The sequence below is a fragment of the Streptomyces sp. NPDC031474 genome (assembly GCF_055581185.1).
Genome location: NZ_JBVIJX010000024.1, coordinates 23,526 through 42,396, shown reverse-complemented (window position 1 = coordinate 42,396; position 18,871 = coordinate 23,526). Strand labels below are relative to the sequence as shown.

The 18,871-nt window shown below is 67.1% G+C and carries 30 protein-coding genes; 23 read left to right on the top strand and 7 right to left on the bottom strand.

Annotation, left to right across the window (positions count from 1 at the left end):
- Positions 1–8: 8 nt before the first annotated feature.
- The 7 genes from ACZ5SK_RS39890 to ACZ5SK_RS39860 form a co-directional block, all read right to left on the bottom strand.
- Positions 9–848 (bottom strand): helix-turn-helix domain-containing protein, encoded by an 840-nt coding sequence (locus tag ACZ5SK_RS39890; RefSeq protein ID WP_361708062.1) that lies wholly within the window; start codon positions 846–848, stop codon positions 9–11.
- Positions 849–1,255: 407 nt separating this feature from the next.
- Positions 1,256–1,540 (bottom strand): hypothetical protein, encoded by a 285-nt coding sequence (locus ACZ5SK_RS39885; protein WP_334577824.1) that lies wholly within the window; start codon positions 1,538–1,540, stop codon positions 1,256–1,258.
- Positions 1,541–1,715: 175 nt separating this feature from the next.
- The gene (locus ACZ5SK_RS39880; protein WP_334577823.1) at positions 1,716–3,011 is read right to left on the bottom strand and encodes a YrhB domain-containing protein; all 1,296 of its coding nucleotides are present in this window, start codon (positions 3,009–3,011) and stop codon (positions 1,716–1,718) included.
- Positions 3,012–3,020: 9 nt separating this feature from the next.
- Positions 3,021–3,317 (bottom strand): YrhB domain-containing protein, encoded by a 297-nt coding sequence (locus tag ACZ5SK_RS39875; RefSeq protein WP_334577822.1) that lies wholly within the window; start codon positions 3,315–3,317, stop codon positions 3,021–3,023.
- Entirely contained in the window at positions 3,318–5,048 is a 1,731-nt protein-coding gene (locus ACZ5SK_RS39870; protein WP_334577821.1) for a putative T7SS-secreted protein, read from the bottom strand.
- A complete protein-coding gene (locus tag ACZ5SK_RS39865) occupies positions 5,048–5,728 on the bottom strand; it encodes a hypothetical protein (protein WP_468158610.1) in 681 nt (226 codons plus the stop codon). Before ACZ5SK_RS39865 ends, ACZ5SK_RS39870 begins: the two co-directional genes overlap by 1 nt.
- Positions 5,725–6,291 (bottom strand): hypothetical protein, encoded by a 567-nt coding sequence (locus tag ACZ5SK_RS39860; protein WP_468577363.1) that lies wholly within the window; start codon positions 6,289–6,291, stop codon positions 5,725–5,727. The genes ACZ5SK_RS39865 and ACZ5SK_RS39860 overlap by 4 nt, the downstream gene beginning before the upstream one ends.
- 500 nt (positions 6,292–6,791) lie before the next feature.
- Here ACZ5SK_RS39860 and rpsJ point away from each other — a divergent pair, with 500 nt between their 5' ends.
- The 23 genes from rpsJ (at position 6,792) to ACZ5SK_RS39745 (ending at position 18,831) form a co-directional block, all read left to right on the top strand.
- Positions 6,792–7,100 carry a 30S ribosomal protein S10 gene (rpsJ, locus tag ACZ5SK_RS39855; RefSeq protein ID WP_003948644.1) on the top strand — a complete coding sequence of 103 codons (309 nt, stop codon included), beginning with the start codon at positions 6,792–6,794 and terminating at the stop codon, positions 7,098–7,100.
- A gap of 17 nt (positions 7,101–7,117) precedes the next feature.
- Positions 7,118–7,762 (top strand): 50S ribosomal protein L3, encoded by a 645-nt coding sequence (gene rplC / locus ACZ5SK_RS39850; protein WP_334577818.1) that lies wholly within the window; start codon positions 7,118–7,120, stop codon positions 7,760–7,762.
- A gap of 8 nt (positions 7,763–7,770) precedes the next feature.
- Entirely contained in the window at positions 7,771–8,430 is a 660-nt protein-coding gene (gene rplD / locus ACZ5SK_RS39845; RefSeq protein WP_334577817.1) for a 50S ribosomal protein L4, read from the top strand.
- Positions 8,430–8,849 carry a 50S ribosomal protein L23 gene (gene rplW, locus ACZ5SK_RS39840; RefSeq protein ID WP_334577816.1) on the top strand — a complete coding sequence of 140 codons (420 nt, stop codon included), beginning with the start codon at positions 8,430–8,432 and terminating at the stop codon, positions 8,847–8,849. Before rplD ends, rplW begins: the two co-directional genes overlap by 1 nt.
- A 40-nt stretch (positions 8,850–8,889) precedes the next feature.
- Positions 8,890–9,726 carry a 50S ribosomal protein L2 gene (rplB, locus tag ACZ5SK_RS39835; RefSeq protein ID WP_334577815.1) on the top strand — a complete coding sequence of 279 codons (837 nt, stop codon included), beginning with the start codon at positions 8,890–8,892 and terminating at the stop codon, positions 9,724–9,726.
- A gap of 12 nt (positions 9,727–9,738) precedes the next feature.
- A complete protein-coding gene (rpsS, locus tag ACZ5SK_RS39830) occupies positions 9,739–10,020 on the top strand; it encodes a 30S ribosomal protein S19 (RefSeq protein ID WP_018528354.1) in 282 nt (93 codons plus the stop codon).
- Positions 10,021–10,062: 42 nt separating this feature from the next.
- Complete coding sequence (rplV, locus tag ACZ5SK_RS39825; protein ID WP_003974262.1) at positions 10,063–10,410, top strand: 50S ribosomal protein L22; 348 nt, start codon at positions 10,063–10,065, stop codon at positions 10,408–10,410.
- Positions 10,410–11,249, top strand: a complete 840-nt coding sequence (gene rpsC, locus ACZ5SK_RS39820; protein WP_334577814.1) for a 30S ribosomal protein S3 — start codon at positions 10,410–10,412, stop codon at positions 11,247–11,249. The genes rplV and rpsC overlap by 1 nt, the downstream gene beginning before the upstream one ends.
- Positions 11,250–11,254: 5 nt before the next feature.
- Positions 11,255–11,674, top strand: a complete 420-nt coding sequence (gene rplP, locus ACZ5SK_RS39815) for a 50S ribosomal protein L16 (protein ID WP_006140905.1) — start codon at positions 11,255–11,257, stop codon at positions 11,672–11,674.
- Complete coding sequence (rpmC, locus tag ACZ5SK_RS39810; RefSeq protein WP_003998824.1) at positions 11,674–11,898, top strand: 50S ribosomal protein L29; 225 nt, start codon at positions 11,674–11,676, stop codon at positions 11,896–11,898. The genes rplP and rpmC overlap by 1 nt, the downstream gene beginning before the upstream one ends.
- On the top strand, positions 11,898–12,185 hold the full coding sequence (gene rpsQ, locus ACZ5SK_RS39805) for a 30S ribosomal protein S17 (RefSeq protein ID WP_079660412.1): 288 nt from the start codon (positions 11,898–11,900) through the stop codon (positions 12,183–12,185). Before rpmC ends, rpsQ begins: the two co-directional genes overlap by 1 nt.
- Before the next feature lie 125 nt (positions 12,186–12,310).
- Positions 12,311–12,679 (top strand): 50S ribosomal protein L14, encoded by a 369-nt coding sequence (gene rplN, locus ACZ5SK_RS39800; RefSeq protein ID WP_003998823.1) that lies wholly within the window; start codon positions 12,311–12,313, stop codon positions 12,677–12,679.
- 2 nt (positions 12,680–12,681) lie between these two features.
- Positions 12,682–13,005, top strand: a complete 324-nt coding sequence (rplX, locus tag ACZ5SK_RS39795; RefSeq protein WP_030039760.1) for a 50S ribosomal protein L24 — start codon at positions 12,682–12,684, stop codon at positions 13,003–13,005.
- Positions 13,005–13,562 (top strand): 50S ribosomal protein L5, encoded by a 558-nt coding sequence (gene rplE / locus ACZ5SK_RS39790; protein ID WP_030788262.1) that lies wholly within the window; start codon positions 13,005–13,007, stop codon positions 13,560–13,562. Before rplX ends, rplE begins: the two co-directional genes overlap by 1 nt.
- Before the next feature lie 5 nt (positions 13,563–13,567).
- Positions 13,568–13,753, top strand: a complete 186-nt coding sequence (locus ACZ5SK_RS39785) for a type Z 30S ribosomal protein S14 (protein ID WP_030890724.1) — start codon at positions 13,568–13,570, stop codon at positions 13,751–13,753.
- Positions 13,754–13,962: 209 nt separating this feature from the next.
- Complete coding sequence (gene rpsH, locus ACZ5SK_RS39780) at positions 13,963–14,361, top strand: 30S ribosomal protein S8 (protein WP_055592171.1); 399 nt, start codon at positions 13,963–13,965, stop codon at positions 14,359–14,361.
- Positions 14,362–14,385: 24 nt separating this feature from the next.
- Complete coding sequence (gene rplF / locus ACZ5SK_RS39775; RefSeq protein WP_334577813.1) at positions 14,386–14,925, top strand: 50S ribosomal protein L6; 540 nt, start codon at positions 14,386–14,388, stop codon at positions 14,923–14,925.
- A gap of 3 nt (positions 14,926–14,928) precedes the next feature.
- Positions 14,929–15,312, top strand: coding sequence for a 50S ribosomal protein L18 (gene rplR, locus ACZ5SK_RS39770; protein ID WP_334577812.1), 384 nt, complete (start codon positions 14,929–14,931; stop codon positions 15,310–15,312).
- A 36-nt stretch (positions 15,313–15,348) separates the two neighbouring features.
- Positions 15,349–15,957, top strand: a complete 609-nt coding sequence (gene rpsE / locus ACZ5SK_RS39765) for a 30S ribosomal protein S5 (protein ID WP_010354225.1) — start codon at positions 15,349–15,351, stop codon at positions 15,955–15,957.
- Complete coding sequence (gene rpmD, locus ACZ5SK_RS39760; protein WP_060901490.1) at positions 15,957–16,139, top strand: 50S ribosomal protein L30; 183 nt, start codon at positions 15,957–15,959, stop codon at positions 16,137–16,139. The genes rpsE and rpmD overlap by 1 nt, the downstream gene beginning before the upstream one ends.
- A gap of 2 nt (positions 16,140–16,141) precedes the next feature.
- Positions 16,142–16,597: a 50S ribosomal protein L15 gene (rplO, locus tag ACZ5SK_RS39755; RefSeq protein WP_079660409.1), complete on the top strand. Its 456-nt coding sequence runs from the start codon at positions 16,142–16,144 to the stop codon at positions 16,595–16,597.
- Between the two features lie 258 nt (positions 16,598–16,855).
- Positions 16,856–18,169: a preprotein translocase subunit SecY gene (secY, locus tag ACZ5SK_RS39750; protein ID WP_334577811.1), complete on the top strand. Its 1,314-nt coding sequence runs from the start codon at positions 16,856–16,858 to the stop codon at positions 18,167–18,169.
- Complete coding sequence (locus tag ACZ5SK_RS39745) at positions 18,169–18,831, top strand: adenylate kinase (protein ID WP_334577810.1); 663 nt, start codon at positions 18,169–18,171, stop codon at positions 18,829–18,831. The genes secY and ACZ5SK_RS39745 overlap by 1 nt, the downstream gene beginning before the upstream one ends.
- Positions 18,832–18,871: the final 40 nt, after the last annotated feature.

Below are 18,871 nucleotides of genomic sequence, written 5' to 3'. Positions count from 1 at the left end.
CTTTCATGCTAGGCGGCCTCACAGAGATTGGGTCGGCAGTCGCGGCAGAGCCCTGGGGTCGGTGAGCGGAAGGGGCGGTCGCAGCCGTCGCAGGTCGGGGACGGGCCTCGCGCGGGCGGCGGAGGCTCCGGTGTCCGGAAGGGCGGTGGGGGCGGGAGTTGGGCGGCGAGGCGGTGGGCCAGGAGGGCGGCCGGTCGGCGTAGCGGGTCCGGGAGGTCCGCGGTGAGGGCTTGCACCACGGCTACGGGGCCGACGTCCCGTTCCAGCCAGGCGGCGACTCCGGGGGCGAGGTGCTCCACGTCCGTGGCGGAGAGCAGGAGGCGGGAGTCGTGGCGGCGGAGGCGGGCGAGGAGGTCGGTCGCCGTCTGGAGGAGTGTGGGGTGGGGGTGTGCGGGCTTCGGTACGGCGGGGAGGGCCTTGCGGGGTGCCGCCGCCGGCTTCCTGGGAGTGTGGTCCGCTGCCGGACGGCGGTCCCGGTGGCCGGGCTGGTTGCAGGAGACCGTGCGGGTGATGATCCGGCCGCCGGGGATGCGGGAACGTTCGCGGCGGAGGTAACCGTGGGCCTCCAGCTCGCGCAGAGCGGCGGCGATGCGGACCGAGCCCTCGGGGAAGCGGGCGGTGAGGGTCTTGATGTCGACGCGGACGCCCGACGGGAGCGACTGGAGGTGTACGGCCAGGCCGATCGCCAGGAGCGACAACTCCTGGTGCTGGGCGAGGTGGTTGCCGATCACCGTGAAGCGTTCGGTGTGGCGGGCGTTCTCGTGGATGAGTCCGCCCGCGTGGGGGTGGTTTTTGCCCGGGATGCGGGACTCGGCGCATGGGGGCGCGCTAGGGTTTTCCGTGTCCATCAGGAAGTTTTCGCCTTCCTCGGTGGGGCCATCGGGAAGTTTGTGCCTTCCTCGGTGGTCAGGCCCTCGCATGGGATTGCACTCCCGGCGGGGGCCGTCGCATGTCTGCGGTGGGTGGTGGTGATGCTGCGCTGAGCGTAGGGCAGGCAACCCGCCCCAAATCCACTCCAGTTGGCATATTCACTCGCGGGAGTGAGTTTGCGCTGCGGGCGGGAGGGGTGGGGCTTGGTGGGGTCATTTCACCTGGGTGGTCCTTGGAAAGAGAGCGCCCCTACCACCGAAGGGCAGAGAATCGGGTTCCGGTGCCGATGGCCTACGGACCTCCGCCCGGACCGTCTTACGCGGACGCAGGCCGCCGCGCCCAAGGGCAGCCCCTAGGAGCGCAGTTGGGGTTCGTGGCGTATGCCTCAGCTCGTGGTCATCAGCGCGCTGAGCAGCAGGAGGAGTGTCACCGGCAGGAGTGTGATGGCCAGGGCTGCTCCGGCCGTCAGGATGCGGAGCGTTCTGAAGGAGCGGCGGTGGGGGAGGGCCCAGGTCGTGGCGAACAGCGCGAGGGCCCAGTAGATCAGCGCTCCGTATTGGCCCATGCCCGCCTGCGCCCGGATCGCGCCGAACTCCAGTACGAGGACCGGTAGGCCGAGCGCCGAGGCCGCCAGGGGGATCCTCCACCAGGTCGGGTGATGTTCCGTCATGGCCTCCACACCATCACCGCCGCCCGCCCAACGGCATCGGACGATGTACTCAGCACCGTCCTGCGTGCCTACTCAGGATCGGGCCAAGGCCGAGTAGTTCAGGGTCCCGTACGGCCCAGCCCGTGTTCGCCGTCCGCGCGGGCAGGGCCCGGGGGCCGGCCCGGCATCAGGTGTTTCAGCGGTAGCGGATCACGTGCAGACGGTGGACTCCTGCCGGGTCGAGTGACAGGGGAGCGCCGGACGAACCGTCGAGCAGCATCACGCCCTCCGCCGTCATGACGGCGTTCAGCAGCCACCCCACCGCTTCTCGCGACCGGCCGTCCGTACGCCGTACCCAGACCAGTGCCCGCGCTCCGGCGGGCAGAGCCGACAAGGCGTCCGCCGTGGTCTGCCAGTCCTCGTGCTCGGAAGTGGACAGGACGGTGCCCAGCTCCGCGAGCGTCGGCTCGAACCAGTGGGCACGGCCGGGCGGGGGCGGCGTGGGGAAGTCCTTCGGACCCGGGTTCTCGCCCGCGTTCCAGCGGGCCAGCCAGGCCCAGGGCTCCGCGTTGGGCAGGCCGAACGGGGCGCCGGCGTCCTTGGGGACGACGATCGTCGCGTCGAGCAGGGCGTCCTGCCAGCGTCCGCCGTCCAGGAACCGCCGGGTGTTGCAGGAGAAGACCCAGCCCCGCCGGATCTCGTCCTCGGCCGTCGGCGCCACCAGATCGACCTGTCCGTGGTAGGCGTCGTCGAGCCAGAGCCGGGCCTTGGAGGCCGCGGAGGCGAAGTCGTGCGCCTCCCGCTCCCAGGCCTGCCGCGCGGCCTCCTGCGCCGCGGGCAGGGAGCGCAGGAGGACCAACTCGTGGACCAGGTCCCTGTCGAGTCTGGCGAGAGACGAGGTCAGGCCGTCCAGCAGGACCACCTGGCCGTTGTTGTTGTGTGCGTAGAGCAGGTTTCCGGACGCCTCGACTCCGCCGAGCGCGCGGCGGACCCACACCACGCCCCGCGTGTCGGGGCCCGGCTCGGTCATGGCTCCGATCACGGAGTCCCAGCCGCTCACGGCAACACGCTCGAACGACGGGAAGTAGCGCCGGGTCAGCCTGGACCACCAGCCGGGTGCCTCGTCGGAGGGCTGCCAGGGCAACGGGACCGACGGGGCACGCTCGACGGCGGAGTGCAGGGCCACCACGCAGCCGCGCGCGTTGATCCTGCGTGCCTGGTCGGTGACCCTGAGAGCCGCCTGCTGAGGGTCGACCGCGTCCAGGTCCCCGAGGGGATCGCTGGCCGACGGGTGGAAGGGCGGGCTGCCGTCCTTCGGGACGACGACCGAGGCCGCGAGCATGGGCGTGGCCGGGTAGCCCGGCTGGGTCATGGTCCGGCAGGAGAACATCCAGGCGGTGGGAGTCTCGTGCACCGGGTGCGGGACGGAGAGTTCGACCAGACCCCGGTATGTGTCGGTCAGCCACGCTGCCGCTCGGGTGTCAGGGCTCATCACGGCTGCCTACTCCTTGGGGGGCCAGTTACCCGAAGCGCGTCGGGACATGTAGTCGTCCACCGGAAAGGCGCTCGGCGGGAAGTGGGCCTTTCCCCCGTCGTGCGGCACGATGACCACACTGGTGATCGGCGACAGCAGCCAGTCCCCGGTCTCGAGGTGCTCTTTCCAGTCGAAGGCAATCGCCCAGCCGTAGGCGTACTCGACGGACTTCTCCGGAATCATGACCAGCGATTCCGTCTTCTCTGGATAGATCTTCCTGAGAAGCGCGGCCGCGGAATCCAGCGCCTCGTCTCTGCTCGGCATCTACTTGACTACCTTTTCGTAGGGGACGTGCTGGATTTCCACCACGTTCTTCTCCAGGTTGGCGAGTTTTCCGGTCTGCCCGTCGAGGAAAACCACTCCGTGGTCGGTGTTCACCGCGTTGAAGAAGTGTCCCGAATTTCCCCGGCCGATGAAGACGGCACTCTTCGCCCCGTCGCCGCGAGCCTGTAGGTCGCGGATGAGGTCATCGTAGCTGTCGGCCTTTCGCCAGGGCTGGGTCTCGTCCAGGACCTTGAACGGCTCCAGCGGAAGATGGCCGGGACCCTCCCGGCGCGCCGCGCTGACCTCGATGTCCTCCATCCGGCGCGCGGTCGAGATCGTGGTGTACGCGCAGTTCTGCGTGTATCCGTCCTCCCAGCGGTTGTTGATGTCCTTCAACCACGGATACTGGTCGTCGAGGAATTCCTGGGCCACCTTCGGATCCACGGAGTCGGCGTGAATAGCCCTCTCCGACACGTGATCCGTGCTGCGGGCGAGACCACTCCAGTCCTTGGGGGCCTCCGCGGCCGCCTTCGCGGCTTTCTGCCCGGCGGCGAGTTCGTCCCCGTATTTGAGGCCTTGCGCCGCGCTGCTCTCCAGGCCCTCCTTCATCCCCAGCCGCAACCCGCCGCGGGCCAGTCCCGCGCCCTTTGTCCCGATCAGTTCGGGCAGGAGTCTGCCGGTGAACTCGGAGGGGTCCTTCTTGAAGCCGTCCACGGTCGCCTGGACGATGCGTTCGGGGTGGGCGGCGGTGGAGACGAGTCCGGCGAGCGTCATGTTGACGTTCTGGAGGTATGCGGCCGGATGCGTGAGGTTGTAGGGGTCCGTGGGGTTCAGTCCGCGGACGAAGTTCAGCAGCCCCGCAGTGCCCTTGAGGGCGCCGCCGACGACATGGGTGAGCTCGGTGTTGTAGGCCTGGTAGCCGTCGGTCAGGTCGTTGCCGAGCCGGTCCAGCGGCGGTGGTTCGGCGGGAGCGTGGGCGAGCGCCGCCTTGACCTTCGTCTGCACCTCGGTGGCGACGGAGTTGCGCTGCTTTCGGGCCTGGGCGAGCCGGTCTCGCGCCGCCCTGATGTCGTCGATACCCGGATCGTGGAAGGGCTCGGGCTGCGGCCCGGGATCCTGATCGGCCTTGATCTTGGCGTTGTAGGCGTCGACCTTCTTGTTGTACGCCTCCACGGCGTCCACGGAGGCCTTTTTGCCCTTCTTGTACAGCTCGATGGCGTCGTGGGCCTGCTGTTGGGCCCACTCGACCGTCTCCGCGTAGGCGTCCAGCGCCACCCCGGCCGCCTCACAGGCGTCGGCCGCGTACAGCCACTTCATGGGATGCACACCGAACTTCTCGCGGAAGGCGTCGCCGCTCGCCCCCTTCCAGCCGGCCGCGTCGACCTTCTTCATGCCGGTGCCGACCTTGTCGAACGCGGCCTGGAAGTCCTTGAGGTGCTTGGCGCTCGCCCGGATCTTCCCGGGGTTGCCGTGGACGAGCTCCTTGGCCTCCTCGGTCTGGCCGAGCTGCTGCTCCCCGGGGGTGGCGCCGAGGTCGGAGGCGAGTTCGTCGCCGAAGTCCTCCACCGCGTCGGCGGCGTCGTGCAGGCCCACGCGGTCGAGCCCGTCGCCGACCTTGTCGGTGGCGTAGTCGACGCCCTCGCCGAGCTTCTTCTTGCCCTCGTCGACGAGTTTCTCGCCGAACTCCAGGCCGGTGTTCAGACCGCCCTTGATGTCGTCGACGATCCCCATCAGCCCTGACCGCCCTGCTGCTGGGCCGCCTGGGCCGCCTGGGCGCGGGCCTCCGGCGAGGGGCCGAAGGTGTCGTCCAGCATCTGGTCGTACTCGGAGTCCGAGACCCCGAAGGTCTCGTGCAGGTTCTCGGGGCCGAGGCCGAGAGGCCCGACGGTGTGCGAGGTCATCACATCGCGGCCGGCGTCCTTCCAGCCCTGCTTGATGTTCTCCCCCGCCTGGTCGAAGGACTCCTTGCTGTAGTCGACGTCGCCGCCGAGGACACCGGAGGTGGCGATGTCGCCCCAGCCCATCCCGGTGACCTCGTCCTCGGAGGCGTACGGATTGCCGATGAGGGAGTTGGTCACCACCTTGAAGGTGCCCCCGACGTATTCCTCGGTCTCGTGGAGGGTGCCGGCCGCGAGTCCGGTCTTGACGGCGAACCCGTTGCCCTCGTTGATCAGCGAGCGCACGCCCCACTCCCAGCGCTCGCAGAACGAGCCGAACGTCTCGGTCAGCCCCTCATGCCCCAGTTCCAGCCCCGACAGGGAGAGATCGCCGAAGCCGCGCCCGGCACCTGCCATGCCGACCATGCCGAGCTCCTTGAGCTCGCCCAGCGCCTCGGTCAGACCCTTGGCGATCAGATCCAGGCCGACGGCCTTGAGGTCAGGCTCCCCGCCCCCGCCCCCGCCCCCGCTCACCGGACACCCCCCTGCTCACGATCCACGGCCACCTCGTCCGGTACGACGCCCCTGACCGGTGGGAACACCGCGCCGTCCGGCCCGTCCGCGCAGTCCAGCGCCACCCCGCAGGGCACTCCCGCCGCGGGCACGGCCACATCCAGCAGCCGTGCGCCGAGGATCGTCTGGTAGGTCCACTCGCGGTGGTACTCCCCGCGGGCCAGGGCATACCGGGACAGCGCGTGTTCGTCGGAGAACGCCAGGATGAACCGGACGCCACCCATGTCGGCGGTGAGCAGGCCCCGTTCGTCCTCGGGGCCGGGCCCGTCGCCGAGCGGGACCAGCACCGCCGTCTGCCGGAACTCCTCCAGCAGATCGACGAACCACCGCCGCCGGGCCTCGGCCTCGGGGTCCGCCACGGCCGGCTCGGGCGCGGGCCCGGCCACCGGCTCCGGTTCGGGCGGTGTCGCCCGCTCCTCGGACGCCGCCCGGGGCGGGACCGTCATCTCCGCGTAGTCCTCGAGGCGCGACCTGGGAACCCTGTTCTCGGGCGGTTCGCTCGCCCTGTCCCCGTACTCAGACATGCCGACGATTATGGCGAGGACCTGCCATCGCAGGACAGTTCCGGGAGGAGTGGGCACCTCGCTCGCACACACTCTTTACAGCCTGCGTTTGACCTGCGTCACGTGCGGGGTATTGTCTCCGGCTCGATTGGCCAGGCCCCTGCCCCATATGGCAGACTGTCGGAGTTGCTCGGTCGAGTGTTGATGCTGCGCGCCTCCCGCCGGGAGGACCGGAAGCGAGTCCCACAGTACTCGTCGCCCTAACTGCCTGATGGCAGCGCTGGGGCGGACGTACGGGAATCTTTCGGGAAGTGTCAGTGCGGCGCCGACCAGGCACCCGGTGGGCCTTTCGTCCCCGGCTTGCGGTTCCGGAAGGGCCGTGCTTTCCCAGCAGGGATGTTCGAGCAAGGGGCATCTGTGTCGGTGAGAGCGCGACACACCCGACCGCGTGGGTCGGAGAACGAAGTGAAACGGACCATCTGGTTCCAGAGCGTTAGAAGAGACAGGACTACTGAGTAGCCATGGCGGGACAGAAGATCCGCATCCGGCTCAAGGCCTACGACCACGAGGTCATCGACAGCTCGGCGAAGAAGATCGTCGAGACGGTGACGCGTACTGGTGCGTCGGTCGCGGGCCCGGTGCCGCTGCCCACTGAGAAGAACGTGTACTGCGTCATCAAGTCGCCGCACAAGTACAAGGACTCGCGCGAGCACTTCGAGATGCGCACGCACAAGCGCCTGATCGACATTCTCGACCCGACCCCCAAGACCGTTGACTCTCTGATGCGACTCGACCTCCCGGCCGGTGTCGACATCGAGATCAAGCTCTGAGGGCTGGTGATCTGAGAATGGCTAAGCAGATCAAGGGCATCCTGGGCGAGAAGCTCGGCATGACGCAGGTGTGGGACGAGAACAACCGTGTTGTTCCGGTCACCGTCGTCAAGGCCGGCCCGAACGTCGTGACCCAGGTCCGCACGAACGACAGCGACGGCTACGAGTCGGTCCAGATCGCCTTCGGCGAGATCGACCCGCGCAAGGTGAACAAGCCCCTCAAGGGCCACTTCGCCAAGGCCGACGTCACGCCCCGTCGCCACCTCGTCGAGATCCGGACGGCCGATGCCACCGAGTACACGCTCGGTCAGGAAATCACCGCCGAGGTCTTCGAGGCCGGCGTGAAGGTCGACGTGACCGGCAAGAGCAAGGGCAAGGGCTTCGCCGGTGTCATGAAGCGTCACAACTTCAAGGGCCTCGGCGCCGGACACGGCACCCAGCGCAAGCACCGCTCTCCCGGTTCCATCGGTGGCTGCGCCACCCCGGGCCGCGTGTTCAAGGGCCTCCGCATGGCGGGTCGCATGGGCAACGAGCGCGTCACCACCCAGAACCTGACCGTCCACGCCGTTGACGCGGAGAAGGGTCTGCTGCTCATCAAGGGCGCTGTCCCCGGTCCGAACGGCGGCCTCGTCCTGGTCCGCACCGCGGCCAAGGGGGCCTGAGGTAACCGATGAGCACTGTTGACATCCTTTCGCCTGCCGGCGAGAAGACCGGTAGCGTCGAGCTCCCCGCGGAGATCTTCGGCGTGGAGAAGGTCAGCATCCCGCTGATCCACCAGGTCGTCGTCGCGCAGAACGCTGCTGCCCGTCAGGGCACGCACAAGACCAAGACCCGCGGCGAGGTTCGTGGTGGCGGTAAAAAGCCTTACCGTCAGAAGGGCACCGGCCGTGCGCGCCAGGGCTCGACCCGCGCGCCGCAGTTCGCCGGCGGTGGCGTCGTCCACGGCCCGCAGCCGCGTGACTACTCGCAGCGGACCCCGAAGAAGATGAAGGCTGCCGCTCTGCGTCACGCCCTCACCGACCGGGCCCGCCACAACCGCATTCACGTCGTCACCGGCGTGATCGAGGGCGAGACCCCCTCCACCAAGGCCGCTCGCACGCTGTTCGGCAAGATCTCGGAGCGCAAGAACCTGCTCCTGGTCGTCGACCGCGCCGACGAGGCCGCGTGGCTGTCCGCCCGCAACCTGCCCCAGGTGCACATCCTGGAGCCGGGCCAGCTGAACACGTACGACGTGATCGTCTCGGACGACGTGGTCTTCACCCAGGCCGCTCTTGAGTCCTTCGTGTCCGGCCCGAACAAGGCCAACGACACCGAAGGGAGTGACGCCTGATGGCTACGCGTCACCCGAGCATCGCCCCCAAGGCGGCCAAGGCCGCCAAGGCCGCGCGCGTCGCCAAGGCGAAGCGCCACGCCGCCGAGGGCAAGAACACCGTCGTCACCGCGCCCAGCAAGGCGTACACGGACCCCCGTGACGTGCTGCTGAAGCCGGTCGTGTCGGAGAAGAGCTACGCGCTCCTCGACGAGAACAAGTACACGTTCATCGTCGACCCGAACGCCAACAAGACCCAGATCAAGCAGGCCGTCCAGGCGGTCTTCTCGGTCAAGGTCACCGGGGTCAACACGATCAACCGCATCGGCAAGCGCAAGCGCACGAAGACCGGTTTCGGTCAGCGTGCCGCCACCAAGCGAGCGATCGTGACCCTTGCTGAGGGCGACCGTATCGACATCTTCGGCGGTCCGACCGCCTAAGGGCGGTCCGGATCGTCCGATATCGGACGAGGACTGAAAAATGGGAATCCGCAAGTACAAGCCGACTACGCCGGGCCGTCGTGGCTCCAGCGTCGCCGACTTCGTCGAGGTCACGCGGTCCACGCCGGAGAAGTCGCTGGTCCGCCCGCTGCACAGCAAGGGCGGCCGTAACAACGCCGGTCGTGTGACCGTTCGCCACCAGGGTGGCGGACACAAGCGCGCCTACCGTGTCATCGACTTCCGTCGCCATGACAAGGACGGCGTGCCGGCGAAGGTCGCGCACATCGAGTACGACCCCAACCGCACCGCGCGCATCGCGCTGCTGCACTACGCCGACGGCGAGAAGCGCTACATCATCGCCCCGCGCAACCTGCAGCAGGGCGACCGCGTCGAGAACGGTCCCGGGGCCGACATCAAGCCGGGCAACAACCTGGCGCTCCGCAACATCCCGGTCGGTACCACGATCCACGCGATCGAGCTCCGTCCCGGTGGCGGCGCCAAGTTCGCCCGCTCCGCCGGCGCCTCCGTGCAGCTGCTCGCGAAGGAGGGCTCGATGGCCCACCTCCGCATGCCGTCCGGTGAGATCCGCCTGGTCGACCAGCGCTGCCGCGCCACGGTCGGCGAGGTCGGCAACGCCGAGCAGAGCAACATCAACTGGGGCAAGGCCGGCCGCAAGCGCTGGCTGGGCGTCCGCCCGACCGTTCGCGGTGTGGCGATGAACCCGGTTGACCACCCCCACGGTGGTGGTGAGGGCAAGACCTCCGGTGGTCGCCACCCGGTCAGCCCCTGGGGTCAGAAGGAGGGTCGTACTCGTTCGCCGAAGAAGGCTTCGAACAAGTACATCGTCCGCCGCCGCAAGACGAACAAGAAGCGCTAGGAGCGGGTTTAGATGCCGCGCAGTCTCAAGAAGGGGCCCTTCGTCGACGGACACCTCGTAAAGAAGGTGGACGCCCAGAACGAAGCCGGTTCCAAGAACGTCATCAAGACCTGGTCCCGTCGCTCGATGATCATTCCCAGCATGCTGGGCCACACGATCGCGGTGCACAACGGCAAGACCCACATTCCGGTGTTTGTCACCGAGTCGATGGTCGGCCACAAGCTCGGCGAGTTCTCGCCGACGCGCACCTTCCGGGGTCACGTCAAGGACGACCGGAAGTCGAAGCGCCGCTAGTAGCGGGGTGGAATGACCATGACAGACACTGGAAGGACAACCATGGAAGCCAGGGCCCAGGCGCGGTACATCCGCGTCACGCCCATGAAGGCCCGCCGGGTGGTGGACCTTATCCGTGGCATGGACGCCACGGAGGCTCAGGCGGTCCTGCGTTTCGCCCCGCAGGCCGCGAGCGTGCCGGTCGGCAAGGTGCTGGACAGCGCCATCGCCAACGCCGCGCACAACTACGACCACACTGACGCCGACAGCCTCTTCATCTCCGAGGCCTACGTCGACGAGGGCCCGACCCTGAAGCGGTTCCGTCCGCGCGCCCAGGGCCGCGCCTACCGGATCCGCAAGCGGACCAGCCACATCACCGTGGTCGTCAGCAGCAAGGAAGGGACCCGGTAATGGGCCAGAAGGTTAACCCGCATGGGTTCCGGCTCGGCATCACCACGGACTTCAAGTCCCGCTGGTACGCCGACAAGTCGTACAAGGAATACGTCGGAGAAGACGTCGCCATCCGTCGGATGATGACGTCCGGCATGGAGCGCGCCGGCATCTCGAAGGTGGAGATCGAGCGCACCCGTGACCGGGTCCGCGTCGACATCCACACCGCGCGTCCGGGCATCGTCATCGGCCGCCGCGGCGCCGAGGCCGACCGTATCCGCGGCGACCTGGAGAAGCTGACCAAGAAGCAGGTCCAGCTGAACATCCTCGAGGTCAAGAACCCCGAGGTCGACGCTCAGCTGGTGGCCCAGGCCGTCGCCGAGCAGCTCTCCTCCCGCGTCTCCTTCCGTCGCGCCATGCGTAAGAGCATGCAGTCGGCGATGAAGGCGGGCGCCAAGGGCATCAAGATCCAGTGCGGTGGCCGCCTCGGCGGCGCCGAGATGTCCCGCTCGGAGTTCTACCGCGAGGGCCGTGTGCCCCTGCACACGCTCCGCGCGAACGTGGACTACGGCTTCTTCGAGGCCAAGACGACCTTCGGCCGCATCGGCGTGAAGGTCTGGATCTACAAGGGCGATGTCAAGAACATCGCCGAGGTCCGCGCCGAGAACGCCGCTGCCCGCGCCGGCAACCGCCCGGCCCGTGGTGGCGGCGGCGCCGACCGCCCGGCCCGTGGTGGCCGTGGCGGCGAGCGCGGCGGTCGCGGTCGCAAGCCGCAGCAGGCTGCTCCCGCTGCCGAGGCCCCCAAGGCCGAGGCTCCGGCGGCTGCCGCTCCGGCTGAGAGCACCGGAACGGAGGCCTGACCGACATGCTGATCCCCCGTAGGGTCAAGCACCGCAAGCAGCACCACCCGAAGCGCCGTGGTCAGGCCAAGGGCGGTACGACGGTCTCGTTCGGCGAGTACGGCATTCAGGCCCTCACGCCGGCGTACGTGACCAACCGCCAGATCGAGGCGGCCCGTATCGCGATGACCCGTCACATCAAGCGTGGCGGCAAGGTCTGGATCAACATCTACCCGGACCGCCCGCTGACGAAGAAGCCTGCCGAGACCCGCATGGGTTCCGGTAAGGGTTCTCCCGAGTGGTGGATCGCGAACGTGCACCCGGGCCGGGTCATGTTCGAGCTGTCCTACCCCAACGAGAAGATCGCCCGTGAGGCCCTGACTCGCGCAGCCCACAAGCTGCCGATGAAGTGCCGGATCGTCAAGCGCGAGGCAGGTGAAGCGTGATGTCGGCCGGTACCAAGGCGTCCGAGCTGCGCGAACTGGGTGACGAGGAGCTTCTGGCGAAGCTTCGCGAAGCCAAGGAAGAGCTGTTCAACCTCCGCTTCCAGGCGGCGACGGGTCAGCTCGAGAACCACGGTCGGCTCAAGGCCGTCCGTAAGGACATCGCGCGGATCTACACCCTGATGCGTGAGCGCGAGCTGGGCATCGAGACGGTGGAGAGCGCCTGATGAGTGAGAACAACGTGACTGAGCAGACTGCAGAGGCCCGCGGCTTCCGCAAGACCCGTGAGGGTCTCGTCGTCAGCGACAAGATGGACAAGACCGTCGTCGTCGCTGTCGAGGACCGCGTCAAGCACGCGCTGTACGGCAAGGTCATCCGCCGTACGAACAAGCTCAAGGCGCACGACGAGCAGAACGCTGCGGGCGTCGGCGACCGTGTCCTCCTCGCGGAGACCCGGCCGCTGTCCGCCACGAAGCGCTGGCGCATCGTCGAGATCCTCGAGAAGGCCAAGTAGGTAATTCCCGCAAGGGAATTCCAAAAAGTACGCCTGCGGGCAAACTCGCAGGACAGTTCCGCCAGGCTCCGGGAGCCGCTTGCTGAGCGGCTCCCGGGGAACCGGCAGACAAACAGGAGATAGACGTGATCCAGCAGGAGTCGCGACTGCGTGTCGCCGACAACACTGGTGCGAAGGAAATCCTTTGCATCCGTGTGCTCGGTGGCTCCGGTCGCCGCTACGCGGGCATCGGTGACGTCATCGTCGCCACCGTCAAGGACGCGATCCCCGGTGGCAACGTGAAGAAGGGTGACGTCGTCAAGGCGGTCATCGTTCGCACCGTCAAGGAGCGCCGCCGTCCGGACGGCTCGTACATCCGCTTCGACGAGAACGCCGCCGTCATTCTGAAGAACGACGGCGACCCTCGCGGCACCCGCATCTTCGGCCCGGTCGGGCGTGAGCTGCGCGAGAAGAAGTTCATGAAGATCATCTCGCTGGCTCCGGAGGTGCTGTAAGCATGAAGATCAAGAAGGGCGACCTGGTCCAGGTCATCACCGGTAAGGACAAGGGCAAGCAGGGCAAGGTCATCGCGGCCTTCCCCCGTGAGGACCGCGTCCTGGTCGAGGGTGTCAACCGGGTCAAGAAGCACACGAAGGCCGGTCCGACCGCCAAGGGCTCGCAGGCCGGCGGCATCGTGACCACCGAGGCCCCGATCCACGTGTCCAACGTTCAGCTGGTTGTGGAGAAGGACGGCAACAAGGTCGTCACGCGCGTCGGTTACCGCTTCGACGACGAGGGCAACAAGATCCGCGTTGCCAAGCGGACGGGTGAGGACATCTGATGGCTACCACCACGACTCCGCGTCTGAAGACGAAGTACCGCGAGGAGATCGCGGGCAAGCTGCGTGAGGAGTTCTCCTACGAGAACGTCATGCAGATCCCCGGCCTCGTCAAGATCGTGGTCAACATGGGTGTGGGCGACGCCGCCCGCGACTCCAAGCTGATCGAGGGCGCCATCCGCGACCTCACCACGATCACCGGTCAGAAGCCGGCCGTCACCAAGGCCCGCAAGTCCATCGCGCAGTTCAAGCTGCGCGAGGGTCAGCCGATCGGTGCCCACGTCACGCTTCGTGGCGACCGCATGTGGGAGTTCCTGGACCGCACCCTGTCGCTCGCGCTCCCGCGCATCCGCGACTTCCGCGGCCTGTCCCCCAAGCAGTTCGACGGCCGTGGCAACTACACCTTCGGTCTCACGGAGCAGGTCATGTTCCACGAGATCGACCAGGACAAGATCGACCGCGTCCGGGGTATGGACATCACCGTGGTCACCACGGCGACCAACGACGCTGAGGGCCGCGCGCTCCTTCGTCACCTCGGCTTCCCCTTCAAGGAGGCGTGAGCGAGATGGCGAAGAAGGCTCTGATCGCGAAGGCTGCTCGTAAGCCCAAGTTCGCTGTGCGGGCTTACAACCGCTGCCAGCGCTGCGGTCGTCCGCACTCCGTGTACCGCAAGTTCGGCCTCTGCCGTGTGTGCCTTCGTGAGATGGCTCACCGCGGCGAGCTGCCGGGCGTGACCAAGAGCTCCTGGTAAACCCCTAAACAGGGTTCCAGAGGCTCTCGGTAAGTAAAGGGCAGTGTCAGGTGCCCGTCCCTCCATGGCGTAGGCTAGGAGGGTTGGGCGCCTGACGCCCGTACGACTTACTACGCCGTAGGTCCACCGCGCCGCACCCGTCCCGTCTCGGATCGGGGAGAGGGATGGCGCACCAGGAAACCCCGGCGAGAGAGGCCACAGGCCAATTCATGACCATGACTGATCCGATCGCAGACATGCTTACGCGTCTGCGGAACGCGAACTCGGCGTACCACGACTCCGTGACGATGCCGGCATCGAAGATCAAGTCTCACATCGCGGAGATCCTCCAGCAGGAGGGCTTCATCACGGGTTGGAAGACCGAGGACGCCGAGGTCGGCAAGAACCTCGTTCTCGAGCTGAAGTTCGGCCCGAACCGTGAGCGCTCCATCGCGGGCATCAAGCGGATCTCCAAGCCCGGTCTCCGGGTTTACGCGAAGTCCACCTCCCTGCCCAAGGTGCTCGGTGGCCTCGGCGTGGCGATCATCTCCACGTCGCACGGTCTCCTCACCGACAAGCAGGCCGGCAAGAAGGGCGTAGGCGGAGAAGTTCTCGCCTACGTCTGGTAACGGAAGGGAACGGAGGAAACAGCTATGTCGCGCATTGGCAAGCTCCCCATCACGGTTCCCGCCGGCGTGGACGTCACCATCGACGGCCAGACGGTCTCGGTCAAGGGCCCCAAGGGCTCGTTGTCCCACACCGTCGTTTCGCCGATCGAGATCGCCAAGGGTGAGGACGGCGTTCTGAACGTCACCCGCCCCAACGACGAGCGTCAGAGCAAGGCCCTGCACGGCCTGTCCCGCACGCTGGTGGCGAACATGATCACCGGCGTGACCCAGGGTTACGTGAAGAAGCTCGAGATCAGTGGTGTCGGTTACCGCGTGACCGCGAAGGGCTCGAACCTCGAGTTCGCGCTCGGTTACAGCCACCCGATCACCGTCGAGGCGCCCGAGGGAATCACCTTCAAGGTGGAGACCCCGACCCGCTTCCAGGTCGAGGGCATCGACAAGCAGAAGGTCGGCGAGGTTGCGGCCAACATCCGCAAGCTGCGCAAGCCCGACCCGTACAAGGCCAAGGGTGTCAAGTACGAGGGCGAAGTCATCCGCCGCAAGGTCGGAAAGGCGGGTAAGTAAGCCATGGCATACGGGCAGAAGATCCTGAAGGGCGACGCCTACAAGCGTGCCGCGATCAAGCGCCGTCACATCCGGATCCGCAAGCGGATCGCCGGTACGGCGGAGCGTCCCCGTCTGGTCGTTACCCGCTCCAACCGCCACATCGTGGCGCAGGTGATCGACGACCTCAAGGGCCACACCGTGGCCTCGGCGTCCACGCTGGACACCTCGATCCGCGGTGCCGAGGGCGACAAGTCCGCCCAGGCCAAGCAGGTCGGCGCCCTGGTCGCCGAGCGCGCCAAGGCCGCCGGTGTCGAGGCAGTCGTGTTCGACCGTGGTGGTAACCAGTACGCCGGGCGCATCGCCGCCCTGGCGGACGCCGCCCGCGAGGCCGGGCTCAAGTTCTGAGCCGCTTGTAGCTAGCGGAAAGAGAGAGGTAATCCAATGGCTGGACCCCAGCGCCGTGGAAGCGGTGCCGGTGGCGGCGAGCGGCGGGACCGGAAGGGCCGTGACGGCGGCGCTGCTGCCGCCGAGAAGACCGCGTACGTTGAGCGCGTCGTCGCGATCAACCGTGTCGCCAAGGTTGTGAAGGGTGGTCGTCGCTTCAGCTTCACCGCGCTGGTCGTGGTGGGCGACGGTGACGGCACCGTGGGTGTCGGTTACGGCAAGGCCAAGGAGGTGCCGGCCGCCATCGCCAAGGGTGTTGAGGAGGCCAAGAAGCACTTCTTCAAGGTCCCCCGTATCCAGGGCACCATCCCGCACCCGATCACGGGTGAGAAGGCGGCGGGCGTCGTCCTGCTCAAGCCGGCGTCCCCCGGTACCGGCGTTATCGCCGGTGGCCCGGTGCGTGCCGTGCTCGAGTGCGCCGGCGTGCACGACATCCTGTCGAAGTCGCTCGGCTCGTCGAACGCGATCAACATCGTGCACGCGACCGTGGAGGCCCTGAAGGGCCTGCAGCGTCCCGAGGAGATCGCGGCCCGCCGCGGTCTGCCCCTCGAGGACGTCGCTCCCGCGGCTCTGCTTCGTGCGCGTGCCGGGGCTGGTGCTGCGTAATGGCTCAGCTCAGGATCACGCAGACGAAGTCGTACATCGGCAGCAAGCAGAACCACCGTGACACCCTGCGTTCGCTCGGGCTCAAGCGCCTGAACGACGTGGTCGTCAAGGAGGACCGCCCCGAGTTCCGCGGCATGGTGCACACCGTCCGCCACCTCGTGACGGTCGAGGAGGTCGACTGATCATGGCGGAGAACAACCCGCTCAAGATCCACAACCTCCGTCCCGCCCCGGGCGCCAAGACCGCCAAGACCCGTGTGGGTCGTGGTGAGGCGTCGAAGGGTAAGACGGCCGGTCGTGGTACCAAGGGCACGAAGGCCCGCTACCAGGTTCCGGAGCGCTTCGAGGGTGGGCAGATGCCCCTCCACATGCGTCTTCCGAAGCTGAAGGGCTTCAAGAACCCGTTCAAGACCGAGTTCCAGGTCGTGAACCTCGACAAGCTGGCCGCGCTGTACCCGGAGGGTGGCGAGGTCACCGTCGAGGGTCTCGTCGCCAAGGGTGCCGTTCGCAAGAACAGCCTCGTCAAGGTCCTCGGCCAGGGCGAGATCTCCGTCGCGCTGCAGGTTTCGGTTGACGCCGTCTCCGGCTCCGCCAAGGAGAAGATCACCGCCGCCGGCGGTACCGTCACCGAGCTCATCTGACCCAGTCAGGCGTCTCGATGACTTGAGCGATCCCGACCGGGGATACCCCACAAATGGGGTATCCCCGGTTGGTCGTTCCTAGGGTGGCGGTCTCGCCGGTAAGGTGACCAGCACTGCCCACTTTTCACAAGGTGCTTCCCATGGGGCACCTTGAGCGGCAGTCGACCGTTACACATGTCGTTGTCGCTGTCGTTGTTCTTATTGGACCCTCAAGACCGTCACCCTTGACGCAGATGCGCGGGGGTCGCAGGAGGCACCGTGCTCACCGCGTTCGCCCGGGCGTTCAAGACGCCCGACCTGCGCAAGAAGCTGCTCTTCACGCTCGGGATCATCGTGATCTACCGGGTCGGCACGCACATCCCGATCCCCGGTGTCGACTACACGTCCGTTCAGAAGTGCGTGGACGAGGCGTCCGGCAACCAGGGCCTCTTCGGTCTGGTGAACATGTTCAGCGGCGGCGCGCTGCTGCAGATCACCATCTTCGCGCTGGGCATCATGCCGTACATCACGGCGAGCATCATCCTTCAGCTGCTGACCGTGGTCATCCCGCGTCTGGAAGCCCTGAAGAAGGAGGGCCAGGCCGGTACGGCGAAGATCACGCAGTACACCCGGTACCTCACCGTGGCGCTCGCCATCCTGCAGGGCACCGGCCTGGTGGCCACCGCCCGCAGCGGCGCCCTGTTCTCCGGTTGCTCGGTCGCTTCGAGCATCGTCCCGGACCGCGCGATCTTCACCACCATCACCATGGTCATCTGCATGACCGCCGGTACGGCCATGGTCATGTGGCTCGGTGAGCTCATCACCGACCGCGGCATCGGCAACGGCATGTCGATCCTGATGTTCATCTCGATCGCCGCGACGTTCCCGTCCGCGCTGTGGGCCATCAAGAAGCAGGGCACCCTGGCCGGCGGCTGGATCGAGTTCGGCACCGTCATCCTGGTCGGCCTGGTCATGGTCGGTCTGGTGGTCTTCGTCGAGCAGGCCCAGCGCCGGATCCCCGTGCAGTACGCCAAGCGCATGATCGGCCGCCGGTCCTACGGCGGCACCTCGACGTACATCCCGCTCAAGGTGAACCAGGCCGGTGTGATCCCGGTCATCTTCGCCTCGTCGCTGCTCTACATCCCGGCCCTCGTCGCCCAGTTCTCCAGCGGTCAGTCCAGCTGGAAGACCTGGATCGAGACGAATCTGACCAAGGGCGACCACCCGATCTACATCAGCATGTACTTCTTGCTGATCGTTTTCTTCGCGTTCTTCTACGTGGCGATCTCCTTCAACCCCGAGGAAGTCGCCGACAACATGAAGAAGTATGGTGGCTTCATCCCGGGCATCCGGGCTGGCCGACCGACCGCTGAGTACCTGTCGTACGTGCTCAACCGGATCACCTGGCCGGGTTCGCTGTATCTGGGTCTGATCGCTCTTGTACCGACGATGGCGTTGGTTGGCTTCGGGGCAAGCCAGAACTTCCCGTTCGGTGGTACCAGCATCCTGATCATCGTGGGTGTCGGTCTCGAAACGGTGAAGCAGATCGAGAGCCAGCTCCAGCAGCGCAATTACGAAGGGTTCCTCCGCTGATGCGTATCGTCCTCGTCGGGCCGCCGGGCGCCGGAAAGGGAACGCAGGCCACTCGTCTGGCAGAGAAGCTGCGCGTTCCCCACATCTCCACGGGCGACCTGTTCCGCGCCAACATCAGCCGGCAGACGGAACTCGGGAAACTCGCGAAGTCCTACATGGACGCCGGCAACCTCGTCCCCGACGAGGTCACCATCGCCATGGCCAAGGACCGCATGGAGCAGCCGGACGCCGAGCGCGGCTTCCTGCTGGACGGTTTCCCGCGCAACGTCTCGCAGGCGGAGGCGCTGGACGAGCTCCTCACCACCGAGGGCATCAAGCTGGACGCGGTACTGGACCTGGAGGCCCCGGAGGAGGAGGTCGTCAAGCGGATCGCCGGCCGGCGCATCTGCCGCAACGACTCCTCGCACGTCTTCCACGTGTCGTACAAGAAGCCGGCGACGGACGGCGTCTGTGACGTCTGCGGCGGCGAGCTGTACCAGCGGGACGACGACTCCGAGGAAACCGTCCGCACCCGGCTCGAGGTCTACCACACGCAGACCGAGCCGATCATCGACTACTACAAGGCGCAGGGCCTGGTAGTGACCATCGAGGCCATGGGCCCGGTGGACGAGGTCACCGGCCGTGCGCTGGCGGCGCTGAAGCGCGAGGGCGACGACCAGTAGTCGTCGGCCCTGATACGGCCGTGGAGTCCTCCGGGACGCC